17 protein-coding genes are annotated in these 15,817 nt (G+C 75.4%); 10 read left to right on the forward strand and 7 right to left on the reverse strand.

The window, feature by feature from the left end:
* Positions 1–5: 5 nt before the first annotated feature.
* Positions 6–950 (reverse strand): DUF3500 domain-containing protein, encoded by a 945-nt coding sequence (locus ACPFP2_RS28630; protein WP_424093176.1) that lies wholly within the window; start codon positions 948–950, stop codon positions 6–8.
* Between the two features lie 8 nt (positions 951–958).
* Positions 959–1,351, reverse strand: a complete 393-nt coding sequence (locus ACPFP2_RS28635) for an ankyrin repeat domain-containing protein (RefSeq protein WP_424093178.1) — start codon at positions 1,349–1,351, stop codon at positions 959–961.
* 62 nt (positions 1,352–1,413) lie between these two features.
* Between ACPFP2_RS28635 and ACPFP2_RS28640 the strand changes: the two genes are divergently transcribed.
* The 7 genes from ACPFP2_RS28640 to ACPFP2_RS28670 all read left to right on the forward strand — a co-directional run bounded on the left by ACPFP2_RS28640 (position 1,414) and on the right by ACPFP2_RS28670 (position 6,212).
* Positions 1,414–1,788: a signal peptidase I gene (locus tag ACPFP2_RS28640; protein WP_424093180.1), complete on the forward strand. Its 375-nt coding sequence runs from the start codon at positions 1,414–1,416 to the stop codon at positions 1,786–1,788.
* 87 nt (positions 1,789–1,875) lie between these two features.
* Positions 1,876–2,373: a winged helix-turn-helix domain-containing protein gene (locus ACPFP2_RS28645; protein WP_424093182.1), complete on the forward strand. Its 498-nt coding sequence runs from the start codon at positions 1,876–1,878 to the stop codon at positions 2,371–2,373.
* 211 nt (positions 2,374–2,584) lie between these two features.
* Positions 2,585–3,193, forward strand: a complete 609-nt coding sequence (locus tag ACPFP2_RS28650; protein WP_088978709.1) for a winged helix-turn-helix domain-containing protein — start codon at positions 2,585–2,587, stop codon at positions 3,191–3,193.
* 123 nt (positions 3,194–3,316) lie between these two features.
* Positions 3,317–3,991 (forward strand): uridine kinase, encoded by a 675-nt coding sequence (locus ACPFP2_RS28655; protein WP_424093184.1) that lies wholly within the window; start codon positions 3,317–3,319, stop codon positions 3,989–3,991.
* 152 nt (positions 3,992–4,143) lie between these two features.
* Complete coding sequence (locus ACPFP2_RS28660; protein ID WP_424093186.1) at positions 4,144–4,542, forward strand: TraR/DksA family transcriptional regulator; 399 nt, start codon at positions 4,144–4,146, stop codon at positions 4,540–4,542.
* Positions 4,543–4,584: 42 nt separating this feature from the next.
* Positions 4,585–5,454, forward strand: a complete 870-nt coding sequence (locus ACPFP2_RS28665) for a DUF72 domain-containing protein (RefSeq protein WP_424093189.1) — start codon at positions 4,585–4,587, stop codon at positions 5,452–5,454.
* 329 nt (positions 5,455–5,783) lie between these two features.
* Positions 5,784–6,212, forward strand: a complete 429-nt coding sequence (locus ACPFP2_RS28670) for a DUF2267 domain-containing protein (protein WP_424093190.1) — start codon at positions 5,784–5,786, stop codon at positions 6,210–6,212.
* A gap of 92 nt (positions 6,213–6,304) precedes the next feature.
* On the opposite strand, the gene ACPFP2_RS28675 is transcribed toward ACPFP2_RS28670, so the two are convergent.
* Complete coding sequence (locus ACPFP2_RS28675) at positions 6,305–7,054, reverse strand: PIG-L deacetylase family protein (RefSeq protein ID WP_424093192.1); 750 nt, start codon at positions 7,052–7,054, stop codon at positions 6,305–6,307.
* Between the two features lie 175 nt (positions 7,055–7,229).
* On the opposite strand from ACPFP2_RS28675, the gene ACPFP2_RS28680 reads away from it, so the two are divergent.
* From ACPFP2_RS28680 to ACPFP2_RS28690, 3 genes are all read left to right on the forward strand, one after another.
* Complete coding sequence (locus ACPFP2_RS28680; RefSeq protein WP_424093194.1) at positions 7,230–8,687, forward strand: endo-1,4-beta-xylanase; 1,458 nt, start codon at positions 7,230–7,232, stop codon at positions 8,685–8,687.
* Positions 8,688–8,829: 142 nt separating this feature from the next.
* Complete coding sequence (locus ACPFP2_RS28685; RefSeq protein WP_088978718.1) at positions 8,830–9,135, forward strand: hypothetical protein; 306 nt, start codon at positions 8,830–8,832, stop codon at positions 9,133–9,135.
* Between the two features lie 9 nt (positions 9,136–9,144).
* Positions 9,145–10,419, forward strand: a complete 1,275-nt coding sequence (locus ACPFP2_RS28690) for a cupin domain-containing protein (RefSeq protein ID WP_424093196.1) — start codon at positions 9,145–9,147, stop codon at positions 10,417–10,419.
* A gap of 660 nt (positions 10,420–11,079) precedes the next feature.
* Here the strand turns inward: ACPFP2_RS28690 and ACPFP2_RS28695 are convergent.
* The 4 genes from ACPFP2_RS28695 to ACPFP2_RS28710 are packed head-to-tail and all read right to left on the reverse strand — an operon-like array spanning position 11,080 to position 15,603.
* Complete coding sequence (locus ACPFP2_RS28695) at positions 11,080–11,745, reverse strand: hypothetical protein (RefSeq protein WP_424093198.1); 666 nt, start codon at positions 11,743–11,745, stop codon at positions 11,080–11,082.
* Positions 11,742–14,426 carry an FtsK/SpoIIIE domain-containing protein gene (locus ACPFP2_RS28700; RefSeq protein ID WP_424093199.1) on the reverse strand — a complete coding sequence of 895 codons (2,685 nt, stop codon included), beginning with the start codon at positions 14,424–14,426 and terminating at the stop codon, positions 11,742–11,744. Before ACPFP2_RS28700 ends, ACPFP2_RS28695 begins: the two co-directional genes overlap by 4 nt.
* On the reverse strand, positions 14,419–15,333 hold the full coding sequence (locus ACPFP2_RS28705; protein ID WP_424093201.1) for a hypothetical protein: 915 nt from the start codon (positions 15,331–15,333) through the stop codon (positions 14,419–14,421). The genes ACPFP2_RS28700 and ACPFP2_RS28705 overlap by 8 nt, the downstream gene beginning before the upstream one ends.
* A gap of 9 nt (positions 15,334–15,342) precedes the next feature.
* Entirely contained in the window at positions 15,343–15,603 is a 261-nt protein-coding gene (locus tag ACPFP2_RS28710) for a hypothetical protein (protein ID WP_088978723.1), read from the reverse strand.
* Positions 15,604–15,817: the final 214 nt, after the last annotated feature.

Below are 15,817 nucleotides of genomic sequence, written 5' to 3' on the forward strand. Positions count from 1 at the left end.
GTGGGTCAGTGGGAGTGGGCGTGGTGGGCGGCGAGGACGTCGGCGCCGAAGTCGCCGGCCGGGCGGCGCAGCACGGTGTGCGCGTGGTTGCCGTCGTCGGCGGTGTTGTCGTACTCGATGAGCAGGTCCTCGCCCTGGATCCGGTAGTAGTGGCGGCCGCCCGGCCGCAGCGGGCCGGCCCAGGCGAAGTGCGTCTCGCCGCCGGCGACCCGGTCGGCCTCCCGGGCCGCCAGTTCGGCGGGGAGCCGGTCCAGGTAGAGCGCGACGAGGTTGTCCAGCAGCGCCCGGCCGGTGACGCCGAGCCGCCCGCGCGGCACCCCCAGCGGGGTGAGCGGGGCGCCCACCGAGGCCCGGGTGGCGCTGACGATGTCCTCCGGCGCCTCGTCGGCGATGACGGCCGCCGCGCGACCGGCCGGGCCGATCGCCGCCAGCAGTTCCCGGGCCAGGTCCTCCTCGATCCCGAGCGGGCGCGAGACGGGGCGGCCGGCGTGCGTGACGGTGGCCGGGTTGGCGCCGAGGAACACCGGGGCGGGTGAGACCTCGTCGTCGACCACCGTCATGCTCACCGACAGGTGGTGCCCCTCGAACCGCCAGGCCCACCGGTCGTCGGCGGCCGGATCGCCGAAGACGGCCACCCAGTAGTCGCCGCTGTGTCGCCCGCGTCGCCACCCCTCCGCCCGGTCCAGCACCTCCTCCAGCGCCACGACCGCCATCGCCTGGGCGTACGCGGCCGGGCTGAGCGCGGTGGCGAGCAGCCGGTGCGCGGCCTTGCGGCCGGCGATGTCCAGGTCGGCCAGACAGACACCGGGACGCGGCCGGGGCCGGTACTCCAACCACCGTCGGCCCTCGTCGTCGAAGCGGTGGCCGGCGGCGGCGCGGGCCGGCTCGTCGAGGGCGTCCAGCAGGGCGGTGGCCGCCGTGCGCATCCGCTCGGGTACGGGATCGTCCATGGTGGGCCTCAGTGGGAGGTGAGCAGGGTGAGCATCTCCGGCAGGTCGAAGAAGCGGGCGGTCTCCACGGCGGACGGGCCGCCGTGCGCCGGGTCGGCCCCGGCGGCCAGCAGGGCCCGCACGGCCTCGGCGTCGCGCCGGAACACCGCCGCGGCGAGGGCGGTCTGGCCCCGGTCGTTGGTACGGGTGTGGTCCGCGCCCCGGGCCAGCAGGGCCGCCACCGTGTCCGGGTGGGCGTGGTACGCGGCCAGGATCAGCAACGTGTCGCCCTTGTCGTTGGTCATGTTGACCGGCAGCCCGGCGTCGACGTATCCGCCCAGCTCCTCGGTCGCGCCGCTGCGCGCCAGGTCGAACATCCGATGGGCGAAGGCGAGCGTCTCGGCGTCCAGATCGTCGGTCACCCGTCCAGGCTAGTGGCCCGGGCCGCCGGGCGGGCTGGTAGCTTGCCAGCCCGGGGAGGGTCATGGACGACGTGTACGTGGGCAACGCCGGTGTGGACGGGGCCACCAACGCCGGTTGGCTGCTCGGTCACTTCATGCCCGCCGGCGACCCCCGGCACAGCACCGACGTCGAGGTGAAGTGGGGCGTGCACCCGCCGGGGCAGGCCCGGTCGCGGTGGGCGACGGGTGAGCGGCGCACAGCGCTGCTGGTGCTCATCAGCGGTCGGTTCCGGATGGAGTTCCCGGACCGCACGGTGGTGCTCGGCAACCCGGGTGACTACGTCGTCTGGGGACGCGGGGTCGACCACAGCTGGTACGCCGAGCGGGAGTCGGTCGTGCTCACCGTGCGCTGGCCCTCGGTGCCGGGCTACCGGGTGGACCCGCCCGTGCTGCGCTGATCCCGGTCCGGTCCGGCCGGAGCGCCGTCCCGTCATTCGGCAACACCCATTGAACCTGTAGATCTTGACGGCTGGAGTGCCGTGGCGATGACGCCCCCGGCTGGCCCGCCTGTTCGACCTGCTCGGCGGACTGGCCGAGTCGGGGGAGGGGATCGTCCGCCCGACCGAGCCCGCCGTGCCCCGGGCCGTGACCGTCGTCCCCGCCCCGCGTTCGGCGACGGACGACGAACACCCCCGCGCTGTACGTCCTGGCCGGGCGGGAAGGAGATCCCGCTCACCCGCATCGAGTTCGACCTGCTGCTGTTCCTCGCCGAGCACCCGCACCGGGTCTTCACCCGGCTCCAGCTGCTCGCCGGCGTCCGGGGTCACGAGTACGCCGTGGCCCGTACCGTGGACGTGCAGGTGCGCCGGCTGCGCGCCAAGCTCGCCGCCCGCACACCGGTGGTGACCACCGTGTACGGCGTCGGCTACCGCCTCGCCGACGACGCTCGCATCCGCGTCGACCGGTTCCGCCGACCCGCTGCCGGCGCGGCGTGTCGAGGGACCTTCCGCCCTGGTGTGCCGGGCCGGCACCGGCCAGTGTGACGGCGCGGGGGTACCCCCCCGTCCACGTCCACCCCGTGACTCTGCTGTAATCATCAGGCTCGTACGCAGAGCGAGGGTTCGGCTGCGATGTGTTCGTCAATTGTCACATTCATGCAACGCGGCCGCCCCTTGACCCTCGCTCAGGGGCCCGGAAGCATCGATGAAGCGGCGTCCCGGGCCGTGGGATTACCCGGACCAGCCAAGGAGGACCATGTCGGTCAGCCCCGCCTCGTCGCGCGCCGGATGGCATACGTCCCAACCTGCGGTCCCCGGTCGTCCCCCCGGCGGCCAGCGCCGCCCGGCCAACACCGCCGCGCCCGTGCTCACCGTGACCCTGTCCATCCCGCTGGCCAACGAGGAGTCCCTGACCCCACCGGCCCGGCGGCTGCTGGAGGCCGCCCGGGAGATGCTGGAGCGGGGTGAGGGCACCATCACCACCACCGGCGTACCGGCCGAACGACGGCCCGAGCCGCTGCCCGCCGGCCGCTCCGCGGGCCGGTCGCTGGCGCCGACCATCCCCGCCCTGCACATCCTGGCCGCCTCCCGCTCGGTGCTGCGCGACGGTGAGCCGTTGCCGCTGACCCGGCTGGAGTTCGACCTGCTGCTGCACCTGGTGGCCCACCCGCGTCGGGTCTTCACCCGGTTGCAGCTGCTCAACGCGGTCTGGGGCTACGAGCACGCCGGGGTCCGCACGGTCGACGTGCACGTGCGGCGGCTGCGCGGCAAGGTGGGCGTGGACGTCCCGCTGGTCACCACCGTGTACGGCGTCGGCTACCGGCTCGCCGACGACGCCCGGGTCACCATCGACCGCACCGGCTGAGCGGCCGGCAGGTCGCCGGAGCGGCCCAACCGCCGGTCCCGCCGTGGCCGGCCCCCGCCGCCACGCCGGCCTGCCCCCGAGGACGCCCCGACCGCGCCGACCCGGCCGGGGCACCATGGTCGGATGCGCGTGCGACCCATCTCGCCCGAACGACTCGTCACCGAGCTGACCGACCGCGTCCTCGCCGCCGCCGACCCGGCCGCCGACCGGCCGCCGTCCGGCCCGGCCGCCGACCGGCCGCCGCCCCGGCTCCGGGTGGCCGTCGACGGCCCGCCCGCCGCCGACCCGGACCGGCTCGCCGACGCCCTGGTCGACCCGCTGCGCGCCGGCGGCCGTCCGGTGCTGCGCATCCGCGCCGGGGACTTCCTGCGTCCCGCCTCGGTCCGCTACGAGCTGGGCCGGACCAATCCGGACGCGTACTACGAGGGCTGGACCGATGAGGCCGGGCTGCGTCGGGAGGTGCTCGAACCGGCCGGGCCGGGCGGCTCCGGGCGGGTCCTGCCGTCGCTCTGGGACGCCGGGACCGACCGGGCCAGCCGCGCCGCGTACCTCGACCTGCCCACCGGCGCGGTGCTGCTGGTCAGCGGGGCGCTGCTGCTCGGCGGCGGCCTGCCCTTCGACCTGACCGTGCACCTGGCGCTCTCCCCGGCCGCCCTGGCCCGGCGGACCGACCCGCGGCTGCGCTGGACGCTGCCCGCCTTCGACCGGTACGCCGAGGAGGTCGACCCCGCCTCCTTCGCCGACGTCGTGGTACGCGTCGACGACCCCCGTCACCCCGCGCTCGTCGAGCCGTCCTGACCGCCGGCGGGAGCGGGGAAAAATCGTCGGTTTGGCCGACTCGGCGGACGGGTAATCGCCCGGCTCAACAGGCACGGGTGATCTCGCCCGTGCGCACCGGGTCCGGGACGAACCGCCCCGGACAGCCACAGGCCCACGAAAGGCAGGCAGCGATGCTCGTCCACGACACGGTCGGTACGGGCCGATCCCAGGCGGAGATCGACCAGATCCGACTCTCCCTGCAGGCCCGCCACGACGAGCTGTCCGCGGAGTACGAGCAGGCGGTCGCGCAGAGCCAGGTGCTGCGGCTGGTGGAGGTCGGCGACACCGCCGGCGACGACCAGGCCGACAGCGGCACCAAGACCGCCGAGCGGGACACCGCGCAGTCCCTGCTGCGGACCATCCTGGAGCGCCGTGCCCAGTTCGAGCACGCCCTCAGCCGGCTCGACGAGGGGACCTACGGCTTCTGCGAGGGCTGCTCCGCGCCGATCCCGGTCGAGCGGCTGGAGATCTTCCCGTCCGCCACCTCCTGCGTGACCTGCAAGCAGACGCGGGAGCGGCGGGCCGCCTGAGCGGCGTCGTGACGACGGATCGGGACGCGGTGGACCCTGTCCATGGGTGAGATCGAAGTGGGCACCGCGTCCTGGACCGACCGGACCCTGCTCGACTCGGGGTGGTATCCGCAGACCGCGGACACGCCGGAGAAACGCCTGGCGTACTACTCCCGGCAGTTCCCCCTGGTCGAGGTGGACGCCACCTACTACTCGCCGCCGGCCGAGCGGACCGCCCGGCTGTGGGCGGAGCGGACCCCGCCCGGGTTCACCTTCAACATCAAGGCGTTCAGCCTGCTGACCGGGCACCCCACCCGGGTCTCCGCGCTCTACAAGGACCTGCGACCGGACACCGACAAGCGCAACCTCTACCCGGACGACCTGCCCGCGCAGGCGTACGAGGAGGTCTGGACGCGGTTCCTCGCCGCGCTCGACCCGCTGGTCGGGGCCGGCAAGCTGGGCGCGCTGCTGTTCCAGTTCCCGCCCTGGTTCACCATCAAGCGGGCCAACAAGGAGTACCTGCTGGAGGTCGAGCGGCGCTGCCGCCCGCTGCGGCCGGTCTTCGAGTTCCGCCACGCCTCCTGGTTCGACGGCGACAACGCCGACGAGACCCTGGACTTCCTGCGCCGGCACGAGCTGGCGTACGTCTGCGTGGACATGCCGCAGGGACACCGCAACTCGGTGCCGCCGGTGCTGGCCGCCACCGCGGACCTGGCCGTGGTGCGCTTCCACGGGCACAGCGACAAGTGGACCAGCAAGGACATCCACGAGAAGTTCGGCTACCGCTACTCCGACCGCGAGCTGCGGGACTGGGCGCCGAGGCTGCGGGAGCTGGCGAAGGACGCCGACCGGACGCACGTGCTGATGAACAACTGCTACCGGGACTACGCCCAGACCAACGGCCAGCAGTTGCAGGACCTGCTCGCGGCGTGACGCCGGGCGTACTCCGGCGGGCGGCCGCCGGCCTCACCCGCAGCGGGTGAGGTGGGCTCACCCGGTCCGCGCGCAGCATGGGCGGTGCCGGTCACCGCGACCGGCCGACACCGACGCAGGTACGGAGGTGACCGGTATGGGAGTGCGGGTGGTGACGGACCCACGGCGTGGCGCCGTGCTGCACGTCGTCGGCTCGGGTGGTGGCAGCAGCACCCGGCGGCCGACGCGGGCCGACCGGACCAGTCCGGTCCGCCAGGAGCGGGGGCCGTCCGGGCCGCCGCGCCGCGACGACGACCGACGGTGGGAGAGCGAGACGCGGGGGTGGCGTGATGGCTGAGCAGCTGCATTCGGCATTCGAGACCTCGATGGACAAGACCAACCTGATCCTCAAGGACATCGAGCAGGCGTACGGCTGGCCCAAGGCGCAGCGCAACCAGTCCTACGCGGCGCTGCGCACCGTCCTGCACCTGCTGCGCGACCGGATGACGGTGCAGGAGAGCGCCGAGTTCGCCGCGCAGTTGCCGGTGCTGGTCCGGGGGATCTACTTCGACGGGTGGCAGCCGGACAACGTCCCGATCAAGCTCAACCGGGACGACTTCCTCTACGAGGTCCGCCAGGGCTTCCCGTACGACGTGGAGGGCGGCCCCGAGCGGGTGACGCAGGTGGTGCTCGACACCCTGCGCCGGCACATCACCCAGGGCGAGTGGGACGACGTCAGGTCCACCATGCCCAAGGACCTTCAGCAGATGATCCCGTGACCGGGTGACACCCGGCCCGTCCCGCCGCGCCCGGTGGGGCGGGCCTCGCGGTACTGCCAGCCCGACGTGCCGACCAGGAACACCGCGCCCGCCTAGTGCAGGCCCAGCGGGAAGACCTCGAAGGCGGCGCCGTGGCGCACGCCGAGCCGGGTGCCCGCCGGCCGGCTGATCCCCTCCAGGAACTCCTCCGGGTCGAAGCCGCCGTCGCCCAGCCCCTGCAGGTACGCGTCGTGCGCCCGCAGCGACGCCAGCCCCGCGTCGAAGGTGTCGGTCACGTCCACCCCGTGCCGGGCCAGCGGTGAGGCGGCGGCCCACACCTCGCGTACCCGGTTCCACGGCTGCCCGCCGTCGGTCAGCTGCTCGGGGAAGATCCAGCGGTTGCCCGCGTCCCGGGCGGCGTCGAGCACCGCCCGCCCGGTGGCGATGTGGTCGGCCTGGTTGAGCGTGTACGCCCCGTCCCAGGTCTCCCGGAAGTTGTTGGTGATCACCACGTCCGGCCGGTGCCGGCGGATCACCTCGGTGATCGCCCGGCGCAGCGGCACGCCGTACTCCAGCAGGCCGTCGGGGAGGCCGAGGAAGTCCACGGTGTCCACCCCGACCAGCCGGGCGGAGAGCCGCTGCTCCTCCTCGCGGATCACCCGGGCCCGCTCCGGGGCGATCGCGTCGATCCCGGCCTCGCCGCTGGTCACCAGGCAGTAGGCAACCTCCTTGCCCTGCCCGGTCCAGCGGGCGACCGCGGCGGCGGCGCCGAACTCCAGGTCGTCGGGGTGGGCCACCACGGCGAGCGCGCGCTGCCAGTCCTCGGCCAGCGGCGTCAACGGTTCCGGCTGCGGCTGCCCCATGGCGGACCCCTCTCCCTCGGCTCCTCCCGTCATCCTGGCACCGCCGTCGCTCCGCCGCCGCCCGGCGGCCGCCTTGACGTCCACCGGAGCCGGTGCGAGGATCGCGGAAGCGCTCCCATCGTCGTTCGTCACTGGTCGTCACCGTCGTGCGACCTCCACGAAGGACAGGGACCGCATGCGCATCCACCACACCTCCCGACGGGCCCGGTCGGCCGTGCTGGCCACCGTGCTCGCCGCCGCCACCGCGCTCGCCGTCGGCGTCACGGTCAGCCGGCCGGGCGCCGCCGAGGCCGCCACCAGCCTGAAGAGCCTGGCCGACGCCAAGGGCCGCGACATCGGTTTCGCCCTGGCCCCCGACCGGCTCGCCGAGAGCGCGTACAAGCAGATCGCCGACACCGAGTTCAACCTGGTCGTCGCCGAGAACGCGATGAAGTGGGACGCCACCGAACCCACCCGCGGCCAGTTCACCTTCGCCCAGGGCGACGCCGTCGCCGACTACGCGGCGGCCGGTGGCAAGAAGCTGTACGGCCACACGCTGGTCTGGCACTCCCAGCTACCGGGCTGGGCGTCGGGCCTGTCCGGGCCCGAGCTGCTGCGGGCGATGAAGGACCACATCGCCGGGGTGGCCGGCCACTACCGGGGCAAGGTCGTCGCCTGGGACGTGGTGAACGAGGCGTTCGCCGACGGCGGCTCCGGCGGACGCCGGGACAGCGTCTTCCAGCAGCGGATCGGCGACGGCTGGATCGAGGAGGCGTTCCGCGCGGCCCGCGCCGCCGACCCGGCCGCCGACCTGTGCATCAACGACTACAGCACCGACGGCGTCAACGCCAAGAGCACCGCCATCTACAACCTGGTCCGTGACTTCAAGGCCCGGGGGGTGCCGATCGACTGCGTCGGCTTCCAGGCGCACCTGATCGTCGGTCAGGTCCCCGGCGACCTGCAGGCCAACCTCCAGCGCTTCGCCGACCTCGGCGTCGACGTCCGGATCACCGAGCTGGACATCCGGATGCCCACCCCGCCCACCGCGGTCAACCTCGCCACCCAGGCCGCCGACTACCGGAAGGTGGTCACCGCCTGCCTGGCGGTGAGCCGCTGCGCCGGCGTCACCACCTGGGGCATCACCGACCGGTACTCCTGGATCCCGCAGGTCTTCCCCGGCCAGGGCGCGGCGCTGATCTGGGACGACAACTACGCGCCGAAGCCGGCGTACCAGGCGGTGGCCGAGGCGCTCGGCGGGGGAGTGACCGCCCCGCCCAGCACGCCCAACACCTCACCGTCGCCGAAGACGCCCACCCCCGGCCCCGGCACCCCGGTCCCGGGCGGGTGCGTGGTCAGCTACGTCCCGAACTCCTGGAACAACGGTTTCACCGCCGAGGTCCGGGTCCGCAACGACGGTGCCGCGCTCAACGGCTGGACCGTCGGGTTCGCCTTCACCGCCGGCCAGCAGGTGACCAACGCCTGGAACGCCACCGTCACCCAGTCCGGGGCGCAGGTGACCGCCCGCAACGCCGCGTGGAACGCGTCCGTGCCGACCGGCGGCACGGTGAGCTTCGGCTTCCAGGGCACCCACGGCGGGTCCAACCCGACGCCCGCCTCCTTCACCCTCAACGGCGCGACCTGCCGCAACGGCTGACCGACGGCGGGGCCCGGCGAACTGTCCCGAACGTCGGGCCCCGCCGTCTACGGTGTGGTTAGAGAAGATCGCGCGTGGGGTACCACCCGCTGCACGACGAATCCCCGACCTACGGCGGGGCGGCACACCCGAGGGAGCACCCATGGCACTCAACGACGATGACATGCAGACCACCAGCGGCGGCGGCCTCGAGGGCCCGGCCGACGGTGGCGCGACCCCGGGTCACCAGGACGGTGGCGCGGATGGTGGTGCCGAGGGTCCGGCCGACGGTGGCGCGACTCCGGGCCAGCAGGACGGTGGCGCGGATGGTGGTGCCGAGGGTCCGGCCGACGGTGGCGCGACTCCGGGCCAGCAGGACGGTGGCGCGGATGGTGGTGCCGAGGGTCCGGCCGACGGTGGCGCGACCCCGGGTCACCAGGACGGTGGCGCCGACGGCAGCGCGTCCTGACGGATCGTCGTGACGATCGTCGACCCGCCGGGCGGCCACGGCCGCCCGGCGGTTCCGTCCCGCGCCCTGGCGGCCCTCACCCGCTGCGTCGGCGTCGAGCCGGCCAAGTTCGCCGCCGCGTACTGGGGCCGCGAGCCACTGCTCTCCCGCGCCGACGAGCTGCCCGACCCACACGGCTTCACCGACCTGCTCAGCCCCGCCGACGCCGACGAGCTGCTCAGCCGGCGCGGCCTGCGTACCCCGTTCCTGCGGGTGGCCAAGGACGGCCGGCTCGTGCCCGCGGCCCGCTACACCGGCGGGGGTGGCGCGGGCGCCGAGATCGGTGACCAGGTCCTCGACGAGAAGGTGCTGGAGCTGTACGCCTCCGGCGCGACCCTCGTGTTGCAGGGCCTGCACCGCACCTGGCCCGCCCTGGTCGACTTCGCCCGCGACCTGGGCGCCGCGCTCGCCCAGCCGCTCCAGGTCAACGCCTACCTGACCCCGGCCGGCAGCCAGGGCTTCGCCACCCACTACGACACCCACGACGTGTTCGTCCTGCAGGTCGACGGCCGAAAGCACTGGCGGATCCACCCGCCGGTGCTGCCCGACCCGCTGGAGAAGCAGCCGTGGGGCGGCCGGGCCGACGAGGTCTCCGCCACCGCCTCCGGCCCGGCCGCCCTCGACGTGGTCCTCGAACCGGGGGACGCGCTCTACCTGCCGCGCGGCTGGCTGCACAGCGCCCAGGCTCAGGAGTCCAGTTCGCTGCACCTGACCGTCGGCATCCGGGCGTTGACCCGGTACGCCCTGGTCGAAGAGCTGCTGGCGCTCGCCGCCGAGGACCCCCGGCTGCGGGCCGGCCTGCCCTTCGGCACCGACGTCGCCGACCCGGACGCCATCGAGCCCGAACTCACCGAGACCGTCGAGGCGCTGCGCGACTGGCTGCTGCGCGCCGACCCGGCCGCGGTGGCCGCCGGGCTGCGGCGGCGGGCCTGGCCGGCGGCCCGGCCGGCGCCGATCCGGCCTCTCGCGCAGGCCGCCGCGCTCGCCGCCCTCGACCCGGACCACCGCATCGCCCCGCGCGGCGGACTGCGCTGGCAGCTCACCCCGGCCGGCGACGGCAGGATCGCGTTGCGGCTGGTCGACCGGACGATCACCCTGCCCGGGCAGTGCGAGACGGCGCTGCGCGCGCTGCTCACCGGCGAGACGATCCGGGTGGGGGACCTGCCCGGACTGGACGACGACGCCGACCGGCTGGTGCTGGCCCGCCGGCTGCTGCGCGAGGCGGTCGCCGTTCCGGCCGAGTGAGGTCACGCGCGACCCGCCCCTGCGCGGCCCGCTCCTGTCGGCTTGCTCCTGCCGCCCCGCTCCTGGCGGGGCGGGGCGGGCAGGGGCGGGGACCGGGCAGGGGCGGCCCGCGCAGGCGGCGAGCGGCGGACCGGCGGGTGCCGGTGGTGCTTGGCCGGCAACGCCGATGCCCGTGACGACCCGCACGCCCTCCTCACGGCGGCGAAGGTGCCGGTCACCGCCTGCGCGCCCGGCTCCGCGCCGCCAACTCGTCGCCCACCACCTCCGACGCCCCGACGACATGGCGAGCCAACAGGTCACGGCGCGTGACCGGACTGTCGGCGTCGGTGCCGCCCCACGCCGCCTTTGCTCTGCACCCACCGGCGCGCCAGATGCGGAGCGTCACCCGGAGGGCACCTCGGGTGGCTGGCCACGACCGCATGCGGCGCACGTCAGCGCGGTGGTGCGTCCGTAGGTGCAGAGCAAAGCGTCCGCGACCCTTCCCCACCTCCCGCCGCCGACGTGACGGACAGTGAACAGCCCGGTCAGTCACGGCGACCGCGCTGGCCCGCCTGTCGGCACCCCGCCACACCGCTCACCGGCCCGCCGCATCACGCCCTCCACCGACCGCTACACGTGCGGGAGCGACGCCGCCGACCGCTGCGACCGAAGGGGCAGGGGTCAGCGGGTCGCCACCAGCAGCGCCACGGTGGTCGCCAGCCCGGCGACCAGCACGATCGCCGCCGGTCGCGGGCCGAGCAGCGCGTGCCGCCGGTCCGCCAGCCGCTTCGCCGGGGCCAACCCCACCAGCGGGCCGAGCAGCGTCACCACCAGGGCCAGCACCGGCATCCCCGCCGCCAGGTCGCCGCCGTAGCGCACCCCGAGCGCGCGGGCGCCGGCCCCCAGGGCGTACGCGAACAGTGCGCCGGCCACCCCGCAGAGCGCCAGCAGCGGGTTCGTCGAGCCAGGCAACTCACCCGGCTGCCCGGCCCGGTCCAACAGGTCCCGTACCCCGCGCAGCGACGCCACCGGGTCCCCGGTGGCGTCCCGCGCCGGCCCCGGCGGCGGTCCGAGGCGACGTGCGCCCAGCCCCACCCGGCCGCGCAGCTCCGCCCAGAGGTGACCCACCTCGGCGTCCACCCGGTCCACCATCGCCCGGGCCTCGGCCACCTCCGCCTCGGCCCGGCGCAGCTGCTCGGCCGCCTCGGCCACCGCCCGGTCGGCGGCGGCGCACTGCTGGTCGTGCCACGCCTGCGCCTCGGCGCGCTGGGACCGGACCCGGCCGGTCAGCTCGGCGAGGCGACGGACCTGGGCGGCGTACGTGTCACTGGCGACCGGTTCGTTCATCGGGACGGACCATAAGGGATGATCACCTGTCCGGTGCGGTGCACCGCGCGGTCGAAGAAGAGCCCGCGCCACGGACGGGGGTACCAGTCCGGCCCGCCGGTGCCCGGGTACAGCGCCGAGCCCAGCTCACCGCCCTGCACGTCGAGTGCCACCCAGGCCCCGATCTGGTCCGTGCGGGCGGCGGGCCCGCCCAGGTCGGCCCGCATCCGGGCCACCCCGCGCCACCAGGCCAGCACGTGGGTACGCCGCTCCGGCCCGTCGTGCAGGATCCGGCGCAGCCGGTCCAGCCCGGTACGCCCACCGACCGACGCCGAGAGCGCACCGGCCGCCGCGTCGACCGCGAACAGCAGCAGGTAGTGCGGGGTGGCCGGGGTGCCCGGCCGGGCCAGCGCCTCGACCGTCTCGGCCATCAGCTCCGGCACCGTCTCCTCGTCGTACCAGGCGGCGTCGTCGGCCAGGTCCTCGTAGAGGGCGCGGGCCGCCGGGTCGGCGTCCGGGTCGAGGCAGGCGATGGAGAACCGGGCGGTGCCGGGCCGGTGCTGCCGGGCCAGGGAACGGGCGGCGGCGTCGAGCACCGCGCACGCCTCGTCGACCCGGGTGCCCAGCACCGCCAGGTTGCGTCCGGGCGCCCGGGGCAGCCGCAGCGCCGCCGAGCGGGCCTGCACGTCGATGATCTCCCCGAGCAGCGCCACCGGCCCACGGGGCGCGGCGTCACCGGCCGGCGGGGCCAGCGCCCGGAAATCCGGCGCGTCGGCCAGCCGGGGGACCGCGTCGCCGTCGAAGAGCCGGGCCGGGGCGGCGTCGGCCGGGCGCATCCGCCACAGCCGGTGCTGCAACTCGCTCCAGGTCTCCCAGTCGCTGGCCGACGGGATCCGCGCCACCTGGTTGCCCTCGGTCATCCCGGACTCGGCGTTGACCACCGCGTGGTACTTCGGCAGCGCCTGCGCGGCGTCGTTGCGCTCGGCCAGGATCCGCAGCGCCTTCGGCAGCGCGATCCGCAGGGTGAACTGGGCGACCAGCGCCGGCCGGCCCCACAGCGCCTCGATGCCCCGCACGTCCTGTGAGGCGAGCACCAGGTGGATGCCCTGCGACCGGCCCCGCCGGGCCAGGTCCTCCAGCAGGTCGGCGGCCTCGCGGGCCACCACGTCCCGGCCGGCCAGCAGCGCCTGGAACTCGTCCACCACCGCCACGATCCGCGGCCAGTGCCCCGTCGGGTCCACCGCCCGCAGCTCGGCGAGCTTGGTGACCTCGTGCTTCTTCGCCGCGTCGGCGCGGCGGCGCAGCTCTTCGGCGAGGAAGCGCAGCAGCGCCAGCCCGAACTCCCGGTCGGTGTTGACGTTGATGCCGACCAGCCGCATGTGCGGCAGCCAGCTCGGGTCGCGCCGGCCCTGCGCGAACCGGGCGAAGGACACCCCCTCCTTGAAGTCGAGCAGGTAGAACTCCAGCTCGGAGGGGGAGTACCGGGCGGCCAACGCGCCGATCCAGGCGAAGATCAGGTTGGTCTTGCCGGTGCCGGACGGGCCGCCGATCAACGCGTGCGGCGGATAGTCGCCCAGGGTCAGCAGGACCGGACGGCCGTGCGGGCCCTCACCGATCGGCGCGGTGAGCCCGTGCGCCGAGTCCTCCTTCCACATCTGCTCCGGCGGGGGCAGCAGGTCGGTGAAGGGGGTCGGCGGGGGGCCGGCGTTGACCCGGGAGGCGATCTCCCGGCAGGTCTCGGTGACCAGGGTGGCCGGCGGCGGCGGGTCGAGGCGTACCGGCAGGCCGCTCGGGCCGCCCACCCGGGCCTCGCCGCTCTCGGCGGTGATCCGGGTGAGCGTCGGGTCCTCCGGCAGGTCGATCCCCCGGACCACCAGGTGCACCCCGCAGGCCGCCCCGGTACGCAGCACCCGGTCGAGTTGGCCGCGCTCGTGCCGGGACAGCTCGTCCCCGCCGAGCAGCACCGCCACCCGCCACGGCTCGGGTCGGCGGCCGGTCGCCGTGGCCAGCTCGCGCAGCGAGGCGTACTCACCGGCGAGGACGGTCTCGTTGATCCGACGGATCTGCTCGACCAGGTCGTCCAGGAGCCGCCCGAGGCCGCCCGGGCCGACGAAGGTGAGCAGCCCGGCGGTGCCGAGCGGGGCGAACCCGGCCAGCCCGCCGCCCAGGTGCTCCGGGTCGTACCCGTAGAGCCGCACCGCGCCGGGGTCGGCCCGGCCGACGCCGCGCAGCAGCAGCGCGGACACCACGGCGTCGCCACCGTGCCGGTCGGCCCCGGCCAGGTGCACGTGCCCGGCGTCCAGCAGCGGCACCAGCGCCGGCACCGGTTCCGCGCCGGGGATGCGCAGCGTGCCCACCCGTACCGGACCGATCGGCTCGCCCCGCGCGGCCGGCGTCGCGTGCCAGTCCGGCCAGGGCGCGGACGCCGCGCCCGGGGCCTCCCGCAGCGCGGCGGCGGCCGTGCGGCGGGCCAGCTCGCCGATCCGTGCGGCGTGCCGGTCGTCGATCTCGGCCAGCCGTCGGTCCCGCTCCGCGGCGACCCGCTGCGGTACGGCGGCGGCCGCCCGTCGCGTCCGGGCCAGCCGCTCCCGGGCGCCGGTCAACTCCGTCTCGGCGACGGCCAGCCGGGTACGGGTGGCGCCGAGGGCCTCGGAGAGCATCCCGCGTACCCGGGAGACGAGCTGCCCGCGCCGGTCAGCCACGGCGTCCGCCGTCGGGCCGGTGGTCGGGCACCGCCTGCCGGCGCGGGTCGGGCTCGTCGGCGCGGGGCAGGTCCCGGCCCAGCCGGGCCAGCAGCACCCCGGTCGCCACCCCGGCCGTCACGGCGGGGTCGGCGGCGTGCGGCTGCTGCTCGCCCTCGCCCCGGCGCGGCGGGGGCATCCGGCAGATCCGGGTGAGCAGGGTGTCCAGCACCGGCGGCGGCAGGCCGGGCAGCAGGTCGCGCACCCGGCCGTCGAGCTCGCCGCGCAGCCGGCCCAGGTCGTCGGCGCGGGGCGGATGCCCCAGCAGCTCCCCGGCGAGGTCGCGCAGCAGGGGCGGGGCGAGGGCGGCCATGCCGAGGCCGACGTCGGCGTGCGCCCGGCGCAGCTCCCGGTGCAGCCGGTCCCGGTCGCCGGAGCGGACGCCGCCCACCACCCGGCGCAGCAGCTCCCGGGAGTCGGCGACCCGCTCGTCCGGCTCGTCCGGCGGGCCCTCCGCGCCCCCGGTCAGCTCGGCCACCCGGACCGACCACCAGCGTTTGACCGTCGGGTCGGCGGCCGGCTCGGCAGCCGGCGCGGCGGGCGGCGGCCCGTCCTCGCGCGGCGCGTCGTGTTTCGGGGCCCGACCGGTGGCCGGTGGTGGGGGCGCGCCGTCGGGGGCGAGCCCGATCGCCGCCAGGTACGCGGTGAGCTGCTCCTGGGCCACCCGTAACGCGTGCCCGGCCGCCTCGGCGTGCTCGACGGCGGCGGAGAGCTCCGGCACCCCCATCGGGTCGGCCGACTCCTGCCGGACCCAGCGCAGCCGCTCGGTGGCCTGGCCGAACTTCTCCAGCGCCAGGGCGAGCTGGGCGAGGGGGAACTCCTCCGCGGCGGCGCGTACCTGCGCCCCGACGTCCTCCACGATGGACACGGCGGCCGCTCAGAGCGTCGAGACGTAGAGCTGCGCCTGCTCCACCGCGACCAGGGTCGCGGCGAGGCATTCCTCCAGCTCCTGCCCGGCCTGGGTCAGCGAGGCCTGGGCGGCCTCCACGGTCTCGTGCCCGCTGCCCTCCAGGGCCCCGGCCAGGGTCTGCTGCGCCTCGGAGAGCTTCTCGCCGGCCGCCTGCACCGCTGTCTGACCGTCCCCGATCTGTTGGAGGGCGACCTCGATGGCTGCCTTCAGCTCGGCGACGCTCGCCACGGTGACCTCCTGGGGGCGGGGAGACGTCCATTACAACGTATACCCGCGCCGTGGAGAACATCCGCCCTGTGGGTGTCCCTGCCCTGTCGTCCCGTTCCGCCCCCCACGTGCGCGAAGACCCGCACCGCCCGACCTCCCCGGTCCCACCAGCACCCCACCCGGTCCCACCCACAGGACCTTCGGACCCCACCCCCACCCACCTCCCCCTGCCCCC

This window comes from Micromonospora citrea (assembly GCF_049629545.1).
Lineage (GTDB): Bacteria > Actinomycetota > Actinomycetes > Mycobacteriales > Micromonosporaceae > Micromonospora > Micromonospora citrea_A.